The 13,196-nt window shown below is 71.5% G+C and carries 11 protein-coding genes; 5 read left to right on the top strand and 6 right to left on the bottom strand.

The window, feature by feature from the left end; all coding sequences use genetic code 11:
* Positions 1-100 precede the first annotated feature (100 nt).
* On the top strand, positions 101-1,288 hold the full coding sequence (gene nadA / locus CUC05_RS06035; RefSeq protein ID WP_108665182.1) for a quinolinate synthase NadA: 1,188 nt from the start codon (positions 101-103) through the stop codon (positions 1,286-1,288).
* A 30-nt stretch (positions 1,289-1,318) separates the two neighbouring features.
* On the opposite strand, the gene CUC05_RS06030 is transcribed toward nadA, so the two are convergent.
* The 4 genes from CUC05_RS06030 to gcvT form a co-directional block, all read right to left on the bottom strand.
* Positions 1,319-1,789: a hypothetical protein gene (locus CUC05_RS06030; RefSeq protein WP_108665181.1), complete on the bottom strand. Its 471-nt coding sequence runs from the start codon at positions 1,787-1,789 to the stop codon at positions 1,319-1,321.
* On the bottom strand, positions 1,786-2,343 hold the full coding sequence (locus CUC05_RS06025) for an RNA polymerase sigma factor (RefSeq protein WP_205712150.1): 558 nt from the start codon (positions 2,341-2,343) through the stop codon (positions 1,786-1,788). Before CUC05_RS06025 ends, CUC05_RS06030 begins: the two co-directional genes overlap by 4 nt.
* Positions 2,344-2,668: 325 nt before the next feature.
* Complete coding sequence (locus CUC05_RS06020) at positions 2,669-3,679, bottom strand: succinylglutamate desuccinylase/aspartoacylase family protein (protein WP_205712149.1); 1,011 nt, start codon at positions 3,677-3,679, stop codon at positions 2,669-2,671.
* Positions 3,676-4,794, bottom strand: coding sequence for a glycine cleavage system aminomethyltransferase GcvT (gene gcvT / locus CUC05_RS06015; protein ID WP_108665179.1), 1,119 nt, complete (start codon positions 4,792-4,794; stop codon positions 3,676-3,678). The genes CUC05_RS06020 and gcvT overlap by 4 nt, the downstream gene beginning before the upstream one ends.
* Positions 4,795-4,900: 106 nt before the next feature.
* On the opposite strand from gcvT, the gene lpdA reads away from it, so the two are divergent.
* Positions 4,901-6,301, top strand: coding sequence for a dihydrolipoyl dehydrogenase (gene lpdA / locus CUC05_RS06010; RefSeq protein ID WP_108665178.1), 1,401 nt, complete (start codon positions 4,901-4,903; stop codon positions 6,299-6,301).
* A gap of 70 nt (positions 6,302-6,371) precedes the next feature.
* The gene (sucB, locus tag CUC05_RS06005) at positions 6,372-8,111 is read left to right on the top strand and encodes a 2-oxoglutarate dehydrogenase, E2 component, dihydrolipoamide succinyltransferase (protein WP_108665177.1); all 1,740 of its coding nucleotides are present in this window, start codon (positions 6,372-6,374) and stop codon (positions 8,109-8,111) included.
* Positions 8,112-8,225: 114 nt separating this feature from the next.
* Here the strand turns inward: sucB and CUC05_RS06000 are convergent, their stop codons facing one another.
* Positions 8,226-9,065: a sigma-70 family RNA polymerase sigma factor gene (locus CUC05_RS06000; RefSeq protein ID WP_157965274.1), complete on the bottom strand. Its 840-nt coding sequence runs from the start codon at positions 9,063-9,065 to the stop codon at positions 8,226-8,228.
* A 188-nt stretch (positions 9,066-9,253) separates the two neighbouring features.
* On the opposite strand from CUC05_RS06000, the gene lipB reads away from it, so the two are divergent.
* Together lipB and lipA are read left to right on the top strand one after the other, a co-directional pair.
* A complete protein-coding gene (gene lipB, locus CUC05_RS05995; RefSeq protein ID WP_157965273.1) occupies positions 9,254-9,952 on the top strand; it encodes a lipoyl(octanoyl) transferase LipB in 699 nt (232 codons plus the stop codon).
* Positions 9,953-9,957: 5 nt separating this feature from the next.
* Positions 9,958-10,914 (top strand): lipoyl synthase, encoded by a 957-nt coding sequence (gene lipA, locus CUC05_RS05990; protein ID WP_108665402.1) that lies wholly within the window; start codon positions 9,958-9,960, stop codon positions 10,912-10,914.
* A 57-nt stretch (positions 10,915-10,971) separates the two neighbouring features.
* On the opposite strand, the gene CUC05_RS05985 is transcribed toward lipA, so the two are convergent.
* Positions 10,972-13,191 carry a cell wall-binding repeat-containing protein gene (locus CUC05_RS05985; RefSeq protein WP_170127929.1) on the bottom strand — a complete coding sequence of 740 codons (2,220 nt, stop codon included), beginning with the start codon at positions 13,189-13,191 and terminating at the stop codon, positions 10,972-10,974.
* Positions 13,192-13,196 lie beyond the last annotated feature (5 nt).

The following is a 13,196-nucleotide window of genomic DNA, read 5'->3' as shown; positions in this document are numbered from 1 at the left end:
CTGGTATCCTCGGCCTCCGCACAGTAAGTGTACGTTTGACACTAAGTACCTCCTCGGGGCCCGACCAGCACCGCACGAGGGACGGACAGGACCGACCGCCATGCCGACGAGCTCCCTGGCCTCCGCCGCCGACCGCACCCAGCTGCTGATCCTCGGGCGGGGCGCCGACCCGACGTCCGAACGCGGGACCGTGTGCCCGGGCGAGGTACCCGACGCGTCCGACCCCTCGCTCGTCGCACGCGCTCGCGCCGCCAAGGACGCCCTCGGTGACTCGGTGTTCGTGCTCGGCCACCACTACCAGCGCGACGAGGTCATCGAGTTCGCCGATGCGCGGGGCGACTCCTTCAAGCTGGCCCAGGAGGCGGCGGCCAACGGGGCGGACACCATCGTCTTCTGCGGTGTGCACTTCATGGCCGAGACCGCCGACATCCTGACCGACGAGTCGACGCGGGTGATCCTGCCGGACCTGGCCGCCGGCTGCTCGATGGCCGACATGGCTGACATCGCGCAGGTCGAACGGGCATGGGAGGACCTCCGGGCGGCTGGCGTCGGCCCGGGTCACACCGTGCCGATGACCTACATGAACTCGACCGCGGCCATCAAGAGCTTCACCGGCCGCAACGGCGGGGTGGTGTGCACGTCGTCCAACGCCGAGCGGGCGATGGAATGGGCCTTCGAGCAGGGCGAGCAGATCCTGTTCCTCCCCGACGAGCACCTCGGCCGCAACACCGCGGTGCTGGACATGGGCCTCTCGCTGGACGACTGCGTCGTCTACAACCCGCACCAGCCGCTGGGCGGCCTGACCGCCGAGCAGCTGCGCGACGCGAAGGTGGTGCTGTGGAAGGGCCACTGCTCGGTCCACGGCACGTTCACGCCGGCGCACGTGGCGCTGGCCCGGGCGAAGAACCCCGACGTCAAGCTGCTGGTCCACCCCGAGTGCCGCTACGAGGTCGTCACGCAGGCCGACGAGGTCGGATCGACCAGCTACATCATCGAGGCGGTCCGCAACGCCGAGCCCGGGACGGCCTGGGCGATCGGCACGGAGCTGAACCTTGTCGGCCGCCTGGCCCAGGAGCACCCCGAGCAGGACATCATGTTCCTCAACGACAACGTGTGCTTCTGCGCGACCATGAACCGCATCGACCTGCCCCACCTCGTCTGGACGCTGGAGGAGCTGGTCATGGGTCGTGTGGTCAACGAGATCCGCGTCGACCCCGACACGCGCCACTGGGCGAAGGTTGCGCTGGACCGCATGCTGTCGCTGCCGGGCAGGAGCGACCGGGACTAGGAGGGCCGTCCCGGGCCGGCGCGAACCCGCCTAGAGCGTCACGGCCTCGGTGACGACGGGGCCGTCGGGCAGGTCCAGCAGCAAGCGGGCGGGCCCTCGGGGAACATCGGTGGCCTCGAAGGCACCGAAGTCGTCGGAGGTCACGAGGGTCTCTCCCTCGCGGTGCTGGATGCGCACCCGGACGGCGGGGGCCTCGGGGACGACCTGACCCGCCAGCGCGAGCCGGCTGCGTCCCCCCGCGTCGGTCGTGGTGGACGCCACGGTCAGCTCGACCTCCACCTCCCCGGCGGTGAACAGGACGGTCCTCGCGACGGCGGTCCCGCGGACCCCGACGAGCCCCTCGACGGCGGAGTCGCTGGTGATCGCCGCGAGCTCGGCGTCGACGGTTCGCCAGGTCAGGGCGCCGCGGGCCATGTCCCGCACCGCCTCGGGGACGGGTTCGGCCATGCGCAGGGCGTCGCCGAGCACGGCGAGCAGCTGCTCGTCGGTCAGGTCCTTCATGCCTCGTCACCTCCCAGGAACGTCCGCAGCTTGGCCAGGCATCGCGCCCGTGTGGGCCCGAGCGAGCCGATCGGACGGCCCACCATCTCCGCAACCTCGGCGTACTCCAGCGGCGGATCGGTGGTCAGCAGCCGGAGCAGTCGCTGGCAGTCCTCCGACAGCTGGGCGAACGCTGCCAGCACCTCGCGGTGGGTGTCGGACTCCACGAGCACCTCCAGCGGCTGCAGCTCGGTGCGGTCGGCGTCCTGCCCGACGATGTCGCTCGGACGAGTCCGCTGCTGCATCCGGAGGACGCGCAGCGCCTCGTTGCGCGTGGTCGTCGCCAGCCACCCGGCCAGCCGTTCGGGCTGGGCGATGCGGTCGACGTGCTCGACCAGGCGCAGCCACACGGTCTGGAAGACGTCGTCGTTGGACGCCGCCCCCAGCCGGTAGGAGCGCAGGACCGACCACACGAGCCCGGCGTAGGTGTCCACCAAGCGGTCCCACGCGGGCTGGTCACCGGCGCGGGCACGTTCGAGCAGCACGACCGGGTCGTCGGAACGGGCAGGATCCACCCCGCGCAATGTAGGGCACCGGCGCCCCCGCTCCGCGCAGGGCGACGCCTCGCGCGTGACGGGGACCGTGACCCGCAGCGCGGGCCGTGCGGCCTCCAGGGTGGGCATCGGGGCTCCGTTCGGCGTGCGGCGGTGTCGGTTCGGGGGCGGCCCCGCTGGACCCCCTCAGCTCCAGCGGGACCGACGACGCCACCGGGGTCTGCCCGTCGTGGCGTCCGACAGTGGAGAGGGGTGGACGGCGCCGCTGATACGCCGACGACGAAGAAAAACCTCGGGGACCGCGGACCGGGCGACCGCGGGGAGCCCGAAGGGTTGCGGGGAACGCCTACAGGAACGACTCGACGTCGACGTCCTCGTCGAACTCGCCCTCGCCGCCCGGCACGGCGATGTGCACCACGGCGTCACCGGGGTTGACCAGCGGGATGGTGCTGGCGCCGATGACGACACCTTCCCACGGCGACTCCATCGGCTTGCGGTCCCGACCGAAGGGCGAGGACACCGTCCACAGGGGCTGGCCCACCGACACCGAGTCACCCAGACCCACCTCGAGGTTCATGATGCCCCCGCGGTCGGCACGGACCCAGTGGGTCTCGTCGGCTTCCAGCGGCGTGCCGTCGGAGTCCGCCTCGTCCCATGTCAGCATGCCGAGGTGGGCCATCAGCCGGCGCACACCGGCCACGCCGATGCCGATGGCGGACTCCTCGAAGCGCAGCGCCTCGCCGGCCTCGTAGGTCAGGACGGGGACCCCGCGTTCGGCGCCGGCCCAGCGCAGCGACCCGACCCGGTGCGGCGCGTCGACGAGGATGGGCGGGGCGAACGCCCGGGCGTACTCCAGGGACTCCGCGGTGTCGAAGTTGGCCCGGATCTGCGGCAGGTTCGCCCGGCCGGTCGCGGCGGTGTGCAGGTCGACCCCGATGTCGCAGACGTCCAGCACCTGGGTGGTGATGGTGTTGGCCAGCCGCGAGGCCATCGATCCCTCCGAGGACCCGGGGAAGGCCCGGTTCAGGTCGCGACGGTCCGGCAGGTACCGGGAGTGCAGCGGCAGGCCCAGCACGTTGACGACCGGCACGAGGATCAGGACCCCGTTGATCTCGTTGGGTTCCAGCGTCGTCATCAGCTCACGGACCACGCCGATGCCGTTCAGCTCGTCGCCGTGCACCGCCGCGGTGACGAACATCGACGGGCCGGGGTGCTCGCCGTTGATCACCGTGATCGGGATGGACAGCCGATCGCCCGTGTAGCTCTCGCTGACGCTCAGGCGGATGTCCACCCGGGCGCCGGGCGGGACGTCGGCCCCGCCGATGCGGACGGCCTCGCCGTCGGGAAGGGCGCTCACTTGGTGCGTGCCTCCACGAACGGGGGCCGGACGACCTCGGCGGCAACCGGTCGGCCGCGCACGTCGACCTCCACCGCGGTGCCGGGTTCGAGGTCGATGTCGAGGTAGGCCATGCCGATGCCGACCTTCTTCACTGGCGAGAAGCTGCCGGAGGTCATGGTGCCGACCTGCTGGCCGTCCAGCATCACAGCGTCACCGGCGCGAGGGGGACGACGTCCTTCGGCGACCAACCCCATCAGGCGCTGCGTCGCACCGGCCGCCTTGGCGGCCACGTAGGCGTCCTCGCCGACGAAGCCCGTCCCGGGCTTGACCGCCCAGTTCAGCCGGGCCTCGACGGGGGTGTGGTCGGTGGAGATGTCGTTGCCGTGCAGGGGGTACCCCATCTCCAGGCGAAGGGTGTCACGGCAGCCGAGCCCGGCGGGGGTGACCCCGCCGTTGGCCAGCGCGTCCCACAGCAGCCCAGCCCGGTCACCGGTGCAGAACACCTCGAAGCCGACCTCGCCGGTGTAACCGGACCGCGACAGGACCTGCGCCTCACCGAGGGACACGCAGTCCAGGTAGGCCAGGTCGCCGGGGGCGGGGGCCCCTTCACCGAACGCGGCCGGCATGGCGGCCGCCAGCATGGCCACGGCGTTCGGCCCCTGGACCGCGACACAGGCCAACGAGGCGACCGTGATCGTGACGTCGTCGTCGTGGACCCTCGACTGGTCCAGCAGGCGGGCGGTCACGGCGGCGGTGTTGGCGGCGTTGGGGACGACGAGGAACCAGTCCTCGAGGCGGTACACCAGCAGGTCGTCGATGATCCCCGCGTCCGCATCGAGGCAGAGGGTGTAGTGGGACCGGCCGGGTTCCAGGGCCGTCACGTCGTTGGTGAAGGACCGCTGGATCACCTGCTCGGCACCGGGACCGGTGACGGCCACCGTGCCGAGGTGGGTCAGGTCGAACATGCCGCCCGCCCCCCGAACGGCCTCGTGCTCGGCGACCACCGAGCCGTAGTCGATCGGCATCTCCCAGCCGGCGAACTCCGCCATGCGTGCGCCGGCGGCGACATGGCGGTCGTGCAGCGGCGAGCGGCGCAGGGGGGTCTGGACGTCGGTGGGGGTATCGGTCGTCATCAGGCGGGACTGTACCGCTGGCCGACGACCGCTACGATCCGCCCCGACCGCGCGGGTCGCGGTCGACCTCCTGTCTGCATCTCCCACGAAGTGAGCGGTTCCTCTCATGGCTGAAACGTTTGACGTAGTCGTCCTCGGCGGCGGCACCGGCGGCTACTCCTGCGCCCTGCGGGCGGCGGGCCTGGGCCTGTCGGTTGCCCTGGTGGAGAAGGCCAAGGTCGGCGGGACGTGCCTGCACTGGGGCTGCATCCCGACCAAGGCGTTCCTGCATGCCGCGGAGGTCGCCGAGCACGCCAAGCACGGCCCGGACCTGGGTGTGAAGTCCGCCTTCGACGGCGTCGACATCGACAAGGTCATCGGCTACAAGAACGGCATCGTCGACGCCAACTGGAAGGGGCTGCAGGCCACCCTCAAGGGGCGTGGCGTCACCACCTTCAACGGGCACGGCACCCTGACCGGCCCCAACACGATCAGCGTGGAGACCGACGGCGGATCGGTGGACGTCGAGGCCACCAAGGCCTTCGTCCTGGCCACGGGATCGCGTCCCAAGACCCTCCCCTTCGCCGAGGTCGACGGCGAGCTGGTCATCACCTCCGACGAGGCGATGTACATGGAGCGCGTCCCCTCGCGTCCGATCGTCCTCGGGGCCTCGGCGGTCGGCGTGGAGTTCGCCACCGTCTGGAACGGCTACGGCGCCGACGAGGTGACCATCATCGAGGCGATGGACGCCGTCGTGCCGCTGGAGGACATCGACACCCAGAAGACCCTCAAGCGCGAGCTGAAGAAGAACGGCATCACGGCGATGACCGGCGAGTTCGTGGAGAAGGTCGAGAAGGGCGACGGCACCGTGACGGTGACCACCAAGTCCGGCAAGACCGTCGAGGGTGACCTGCTGATGCTCGCCATCGGCCGTGGCCCCGTGACCGACGGCATGAACATCGAGGCGACCGGCGTCACCCTCGACCGTGGGTTCATCACCGTCGACGAGTACTGCCGGACCGGCGTGACCTTCGGTGACGGTGGCGTCGTGTACGCCATCGGTGACGTCATCCCGACCCTGGGCCTGGCCCACGCCAGCTTCATGGAGGGGATGCTCGTCGCCAACCAGGTCGCCGGCGAACCGGTCACGCCCATCGACTATCGCGGCGTGCCCAAGGTCTACTACTGCACGCCCGAGATCGGCGCGGTCGGCTACACCGAGCAGGAGCTGAAGGAGGAGGGCATCGAGTTCGACGCCAAGAAGTTCCCCTTCAGCCACAACGCGCGCGCGATGATGCAGGGTGGCTCCGGACACGTGAAGGTGCTCGCCGCCAAGGGTGGCGGGAAGGTGCTCGGCGTCCACATCGTCGGCCCCCACGCCACCGACCTGATCGCCGAGGGGCAGATGATCTACAACTGGGAGGCCCTGCCGACCGACGTCGCCGAGTTCATCCACCCGCACCCCACGCTGTCGGAGGCCGTTGGCGAAGCCCACATGGCGCTCGCCGGCCGGGCCCTTCACGGCTGAGCCACCCACGTCTCCACGCCACACCCCATACTCCAGCACATCCCCACCGAAGAACTGAGAGGCACACACGATGGCCACTGATGTCGAGCTGCCGCAGCTCGGAGAGTCCGTCACCGAAGGCACGATCACGGCGTGGCTGGTGTCGGTCGGCGACACCGTCGAGGCGGACCAGCCGCTGTTCGAGCTGTCCAGCGACAAGATCGACACCGAGGTCCCCTCCCCCACGGCGGGCACCGTGACCGAGATCCTGGTCGAGGTCGACGAAACCGTCGAGGTCGGCACGGTCGTGGCCCGCATCGGTGAGGAGAGCGAAGCCGCAGGCGGCGGCGCAGGTTCTGGGGACGACGCGCCGGCCGCGCAGGCCGAACCCGAACCGGAGCCCGAGGCCGAGGCCCCCGCACAGGAGCCGGAGCCCGTCGCGGAGGGCGACGCAGGCGCCCGTGCGTCCGACGCCGCCAGCGACGCCGGCCCGGCGACCGACGTCATCCTGCCCGAGCTCGGCGAGTCCGTGACCGAGGGCACCATCACCGGCTGGCTCGTGTCCGTCGGCGACACCGTCGAGGTCGACCAGCCGCTGTTCGAGCTGTCCAGCGACAAGATCGACACCGAGGTCCCCTCCCCTGCGGCCGGCACCATCACCGAGATCCTGGTGGACGTCGACGAGACCGTGGACGTCGGCACCGTCGTGGCCCGCCTGGGTGGCAGCGGCGGCGGCAGCAGCGCGTCCGCTGAGCCCGCGCAGTCCGCGCCGGCCAGCACCGAGTCCTCCTCCAGCGAGCCGGCTGCGGCCGCCCCGTCCAGCAACAGCGGCACACCCGCCGGTCCGGACACGCTCGCCTCGCCGCTGGTGCGTCGCCTCGCCGCCGACAACGACGTCGACCTGTCCTCCCTCAGCGGTTCCGGCCAGGGCGGCCGCGTGACCCGCGAGGACGTGGAGGCGGCCATCGGCTCCGGCGGCGGATCGGCACCCCAGGCGGCGAGCAGCCCCGCACCGGCGGCCAGCGCCCCCGAGCCCGCGCCCAGCGCCCCGGCGTCCAAGCCCGCCCCCGCCCCGACCCAGCCCGCTCGGGCCGCCGGCGAACGCGAGCGCGTCGAGGACCTGTCGCGCATCCGCCAGCGGATCGCGGAGAAGATGCTGGAGTCCCAGGCCAAGGCAGCGCAGCTGACCACGGTCCAGGAAGCCGACGTCACCGCGCTGATGAACGCCCGTGCCAAGGCGAAGGACGGCTTCAGGGCCCGCGAGGGCGTGTCGCTGTCGCCGTTCGCCATGGTTGCCCGCGCGGCCATCATCGCCGTCCGTGACCACCCGATGGTCAACGCCTACGCCGACTGGGACAACGGCAAGCTGTACCTGCGGGACTACGTGAACCTCGGCATCGCCGTGGACACCCCCAAGGGCCTGCTGGTCCCCAACGTCAAGGGTGCCGACTCCCTCACCGTGGCCGGCCTCGCCCGCGGCATCAACGAGGCGGCGCAGAAGGCGCGTGGCGAGAACGGCAAGCGGATCGACTTCGCCGACATCGAGGGCGGCACGTTCACGCTGACCAACACGGGCAGCCGTGGGGTGCTGATCGACACACCGATCCTGAACTACCCCGAGGTCGCGATCCTGGGTGTCGGCGCCATCGCCAAGCGCCCGGCCGTCGTCACCGGTCCCGACGGCACCGAGTCCATCGGCATCCGGCAGATGATGTACATGTCGCTGACCTACGACCACCGCCTGCTCGACGGTGCCGACGCCGCACGCTTCGTCACCGACGTCAAGCGGGTCCTCGAGGAGACCGACTGGACGCAGGAGATCGGCGGGTAGCTCGGGCGCCCTCCGACCACCACGCCGCACACATCACGACGCCGCCCCCCTCGCAGGGGGCGGCGTCGCGTCGGGGGGTCTGGTCCCGGCCCAGTGGGCCGCGGGTGGGTGGGTCTAGGCGGCCATGGCCGGCACGCGGTCCAGCCGCTGGCCGACGGTCGAGGCGGTGGCGACCGCGGCGTAGTAGCCGGCGCGACGGCGGGCGGCGCGACCGTTGGGGCGGTCCTCCTCCGGGGCGGGGGTGCTGTCCAGCGTCATGGTCATGGCGACCCGGATCATCTCGAAGGCCTCGCCACGCATCTGGCTGATCCGCGACTCCGTCACGCCCAGATCGTCGGCGATGTCGGCCATGGGCCGCTCCTCGAAGAAGTAGGCGTTGATGACGGTCTGGAGGCGGTCCGGCAGCTCGGCGATCGCGTCGAGGAGGATCGCCTGGCGCTCGCGGTCGAGCACCTGGTGCTCAGGGGTGGCCTCGTGGGCCGGCAGGACCTCGTCGACGCCGTCGACGGTCAACGACTCGTAGTTGAGGACGGTCCCGCGATGCACGTCGTCGACCAGGCGGCGTGCCTCGTCCATGCTGACGCCCATCTCCGCGGCGGTCTCCTCCAGGCTCGGCGCACGACCCTCGCGGGCGATGACGACGTCCTTGGCAGCCTGCATCCGTCGGGCGTTGCGACGCACGGAACGGGACGCCCAGTCCCGGGAGCGCAGCTCGTCCAGCAGGGCACCCTTGATGCGGACGCGGGCGAAGCGGTCGAAGGGCACACCGGTCGAGGCGTCGTAGGCCTGCGCCGCCTGGGTCAGCCCCAGCATGCCGGCCGACATCAGGTCCTCGCGCGGCACGTGCCGGGGAATCCGGGACGCCAGGCTGTTGACCGCGTACCCGACGAGGGGCAGGTAGGTCGTGATCAGCTCGTCGTGGGCGGCGGTCGGCGCGGGGCTCGTCGTGGGCATGGAACAACCGTGCGGCCGTGCCACGCATCCAACCATCCGCCGCAGGGTTGAGCTTTCGGGGGATCCGACGCATCCGCCGCGCAGCGTACGTAGTCATCCCGGACCATCCGGCGATGCCTCCGATTGACCAAGGGCCGCGTGTTCCTGCGGGATCCGGGGCGGTTGCGGACCCGGGCATCATGGGCGACATGCACGATGCGGTGATGCTGACGGTGTGGGCCGGAGAGGTCGACTACCGCGTGGCCCTCGGGTGGCAGGACCAGCTGGTCGACGCGCGCCGTCAGGGGCTCATCGACGACGTCCTGCTGATGCTGAGCCATCCACCCGTGTACACCGCCGGTCGCCATGCGGACGTGGAGGCCCACGTGACGGGCCTTCGCCCGGGGATCCCGGTGGTCCGCATCGACCGCGGCGGCGACGTGACGTACCACGGCCCCGGTCAGGTGGTGGCCTACCCGATCGTGCGGCTGGACCAGGCGCTGGGGGCCCGCCGCTACGTCACCTCCCTGGAGGACGCCATCGTCGACACCGTCGGCGTGCACGGGATCCGGGCGGATCGCCGGGAGGGCTACCCGGGTGTGTGGGTGGGGACCGACAAGATCGCGGCCGTGGGCGTGCGGGTGACCAACCGGGTGACCAAGCACGGGGTCGCGCTGAACGTCGAGCCCGACCTCGCCGACTTCGCAGGCATCGTGCCGTGCGGCATCACCGACGGCGGCGTCACGTCCCTCTCGGCCCTCGGCGTGCAGGCATCCACCGAGGACGTCGCGCGGGACCTCACCGCCGCGCTGGCGCACCACCTCCGACGCACACCCCGGGCAGTCCGGCCGGCTGAGCTCGGACTGCACGCAACCGTGGACGCGACGCCTACACTCGATGCTCCGTGAGCACCATCGACACCTCGCCCCAGTCCGCCACATCCATCCCGGCCGATGCGCGACGGCTGACGATCGTCGGCGCGCCGTCCGTGGCCCAGCGCAAGCCCGAGTGGATGAAGCGCCACATCCCCCTCGCCGGCCCCAACTACCGGGAGCTGAAGAAGACGATGCGGGGCGCGTCCCTGAACACCGTCTGCGAGGAAGCGGCCTGCCCCAACATCCACCAGTGCTGGGAGCAGCGCGAGGCGTCGTTCCTCATCGGTGGTGAGGACTGCACCCGCCGCTGCGGCTTCTGCCAGATCGCGACGGGCAAGCCCAAGGGCTACGACCGCGACGAACCCCGCCGGGTGGCCGAGACCGTCGCCGAGATGGGGCTGCACTTCGCGGTCGTCACCGGCGTGGCCCGCGACGACCTGCCCGACGGCGGTGCGTGGCTGTACGCCGAGACCGCCCGCCAGATCCACCAGCAGGTGCCCGGGTGCGGCGTCGAGCTGCTGATCCCGGACTTCCGGGGAGACGAGGCGGCGCTCCGCGAGGTCATCTCCGCCCGTCCGGAGGTCCTGGCCCACAACCTGGAGACGGTGCGCCGGGTCTTCCGCCACACCCGCCCCGCGTTCACCTACGAGGGGTCGCTGGACGTCCTGCGCAGGACCCGTGACTGGGCCCCGGAGATCGCCCGCAAGTCCAACCTCATCCTCGGCATGGGTGAGACGGAGGAGGAGGTTCGCGAGGCCATGCGTGACCTCGCCGACGCCGGCTGCCAGATCCTGACCATCGGCCAGTACCTGCAGCCCACCCACAAGCACCTCGCCCTGCAGCGCTACGCCGCCCCCGACGAGTACGACCGCTACCGCGAGTACGGCCGCGAGCTCGGCTTCGACCACGTCGAGGCGGGCCCGCTGGTGCGGTCCAGCTTCATGGCCGGCGACCAGGCGATCAACGCCGGCGCCTGGAGCCGTCCGACCGCCTGACGCCCACCGCCCGGGCAACGCCTGCCCGGGCAACGCTGACCGGGCAGTCCGTGCCGGTCAGTTGCGGGTCATCGCCACCTCGAGCGTCGTGCTTGCGTCGGCTTCGACGAGGGCGGTCAGGGTCTCGGTCACGAAGCCCTGGGCGCGCACCTCGACGGTGTAGGTGCCGACCGGCAGGTCGGTCAGGGTGAAGCTGCCGTTGTCGTCGGTCGTGCCACCGAAGGTGAAGCCGTCCCGCGTGATCTCGACGGTGGCGCCGGGGATCGGGGCCGGGTCGGCGGAGTCGGTCTGGGCGTTGACGGTCAGGTCGCCGATCTCGCCGATCTGGATGCCCGGACACACCGTCTGGCCGGGCGCCACGGTCTGCACGGTCACCCCGTCCTCACCGTCGACGGTGAAGACGTACGTCCCGTAGTCGACGCCGGAGAGGCTCGAGGCACCACCGTCGTTGAAGACCGCCACGGCATCGCTGCCGGCGGTGGCCGAGGCCACCTCGTTGCCGTCGAGGTCGAACATGCGCACCACTGCACCGGGGACGGGGACGAAGCCCTCGACGACGTACATCTCGACGTGGGCCAGGTCGGCGTCGGCGGGTGCGATGCCGATCAGGCGCGTCTCGGTCTCGGCGAACCTCGAGCCGTCGAACCAGTGCTGCAGCGAGGACGTCACCCCGAGCTCGACGGGGTAGCACCCCATGTCGTCGAAGACGTGGTCGGGATGCTGCTCGCTGCTGGTCCCCCCGTCGGCGAAGTCCCACGACCACGTGTCGACGGGGCCACCGGTGACATCGGTGAAGGCGACGGTGGCACCTTCCACGAGGGGGAAGGAGGACACGCGGATCCGCGGCCGGAGGTCGACGACGGTGTAGACGCTGCGGTCGACCTGCTCGCCGCCATCGGCGGTCCCGAGGGTCGTCGTGACCTCGCAGGACAGCGGGTAGTCCACCGGCGTCGGCTCGTTCTCCTCGACGGGCTGGGCCGTCGCACCGGGCTGGGGCTGGGGGTTCCCGGCGCTCGGCTGCACCGGCACGGCGCCGCTGGGTCGGGGCTGATCGCCGCCCGGTTCCTCCGGGGCCACCGTCAGGCCGAAGTTCACGCTGCCCTCGGTCACGAACTGCGGGGGGCTCGGGAAACCGACGACCGTGCAGTTGGAGGACACCGACACGGTCCCGTCCAGGGAACGTTCGGGGTCGTCGACGCCGACGACGATCGGCTCACCGGCACGGATCGCCGAGCCGGTCGGGGGGTTGAAGGTGACGACGGCCGAACCGCCGCCCTCCCCCTCGCCACCGCCGCGGCAGAGGTCCAGCTGCACCTCCACGCACGTCAGCGTGGACGGCTGGACCTGGTCGAGGTAGGCCTGGATCGTGGCGGGGATCGCCTCGTCGGTCACGGGAAGGATCGGGGCGCCCTCGAGCGCGGCGTGGCGGGCCGCGGCCAGCCCACCCTGCCAGCCGTCCTCGCCGACGCCGTCGATCAGCACGGCTCGGCTGGGGGCCAGGCGGCGGACGCGAGCGATGTCGAGCGCGGTCTCGAACCGGGTTTCCCCGGCGGCACGGCTGACGATGAAGTCCGCCGCCCGCAGCTGCTGCTCGATGCCCGTGGACACCGCGCTGGTCCCGCCGATGATGATCACCGTCTGGATGCCGCTGCTGTTCAGGTAGTCCGCGGTCGGGCCGCTGAGCTCGTCGCTGGCGGTCAGGAGGATGGGGAGGCCGAGCTGGGTTGACAGGGCGCCGGCGGCGACGCTGTCGGCCCAGGCGCCGGTGCCGTCACCACCGGCGGCGTCGAACGCGCGGACCAGCAGCGCCGTCACGGCGTTGGGGCGGGTGCGGGCGATCGCCGTGGCGGTCTCGAATCGGGTTGCGCCGGCGATGCGGTTGGTCGCGAAGCCGATGCGCTGCAGCTCCTCCTCCACGTCCTGGCCGATGGCCGACTCGCCGCCGAGCAGGGTCACCTCGGCGGGCGCGAGGCGTTCGAGCTCGCCGATGACCTCACCCGGGAGGGGCAGGGTCGGCGGGACGAGCAGGAGGGGGCCGTCCTGCTGGAGGATCGCCGACGCGAGCGCGTCGGCGAAGGTCGCGTCGGAGGCCAGCATCACCCGGGTCGTCGCCTCGCTGGAGGTTGCCTGGCTCAGCTGGGCGGCAGCCTGTACCCCGTCGGGGCCGGCGATCACGATGTCCCCGGCGTCCTCTGGCGCCTCTCCTCCTCCTTCCTGTGCGGCGGCGAACGGGATGCCGAGCAGCAACGCGAGCAGAAGGACGAGTGGACGGGTCACGAGAC

Source organism: Euzebya rosea (assembly GCF_003073135.1).
Classification (GTDB): Bacteria; Actinomycetota; Nitriliruptoria; order Euzebyales; family Euzebyaceae; genus Euzebya; species Euzebya rosea.
Note: the sequence above shows the minus strand (reverse complement) of the source record. Positions and strands in the feature narration are given on the sequence as shown.

Coding starts and splice junctions, on each gene's coding strand:
- nadA (WP_108665182.1), top strand. CDS start 101: ATGCCGACGAGCTCCCTGGCCTCCGCCGCCGACCGCACCCAGCTGCTG.
- CUC05_RS06030 (WP_108665181.1), bottom strand. CDS start 1,789: ATGAAGGACCTGACCGACGAGCAGCTGCTCGCCGTGCTCGGCGACGCC.
- gcvT (WP_108665179.1), bottom strand. CDS start 4,794: ATGACGACCGATACCCCCACCGACGTCCAGACCCCCCTGCGCCGCTCG.
- lpdA (WP_108665178.1), top strand. CDS start 4,901: ATGGCTGAAACGTTTGACGTAGTCGTCCTCGGCGGCGGCACCGGCGGC.
- sucB (WP_108665177.1), top strand. CDS start 6,372: ATGGCCACTGATGTCGAGCTGCCGCAGCTCGGAGAGTCCGTCACCGAA.
- CUC05_RS06000 (WP_157965274.1), bottom strand. CDS start 9,065: ATGCCCACGACGAGCCCCGCGCCGACCGCCGCCCACGACGAGCTGATC.
- lipB (WP_157965273.1), top strand. CDS start 9,254: ATGCACGATGCGGTGATGCTGACGGTGTGGGCCGGAGAGGTCGACTAC.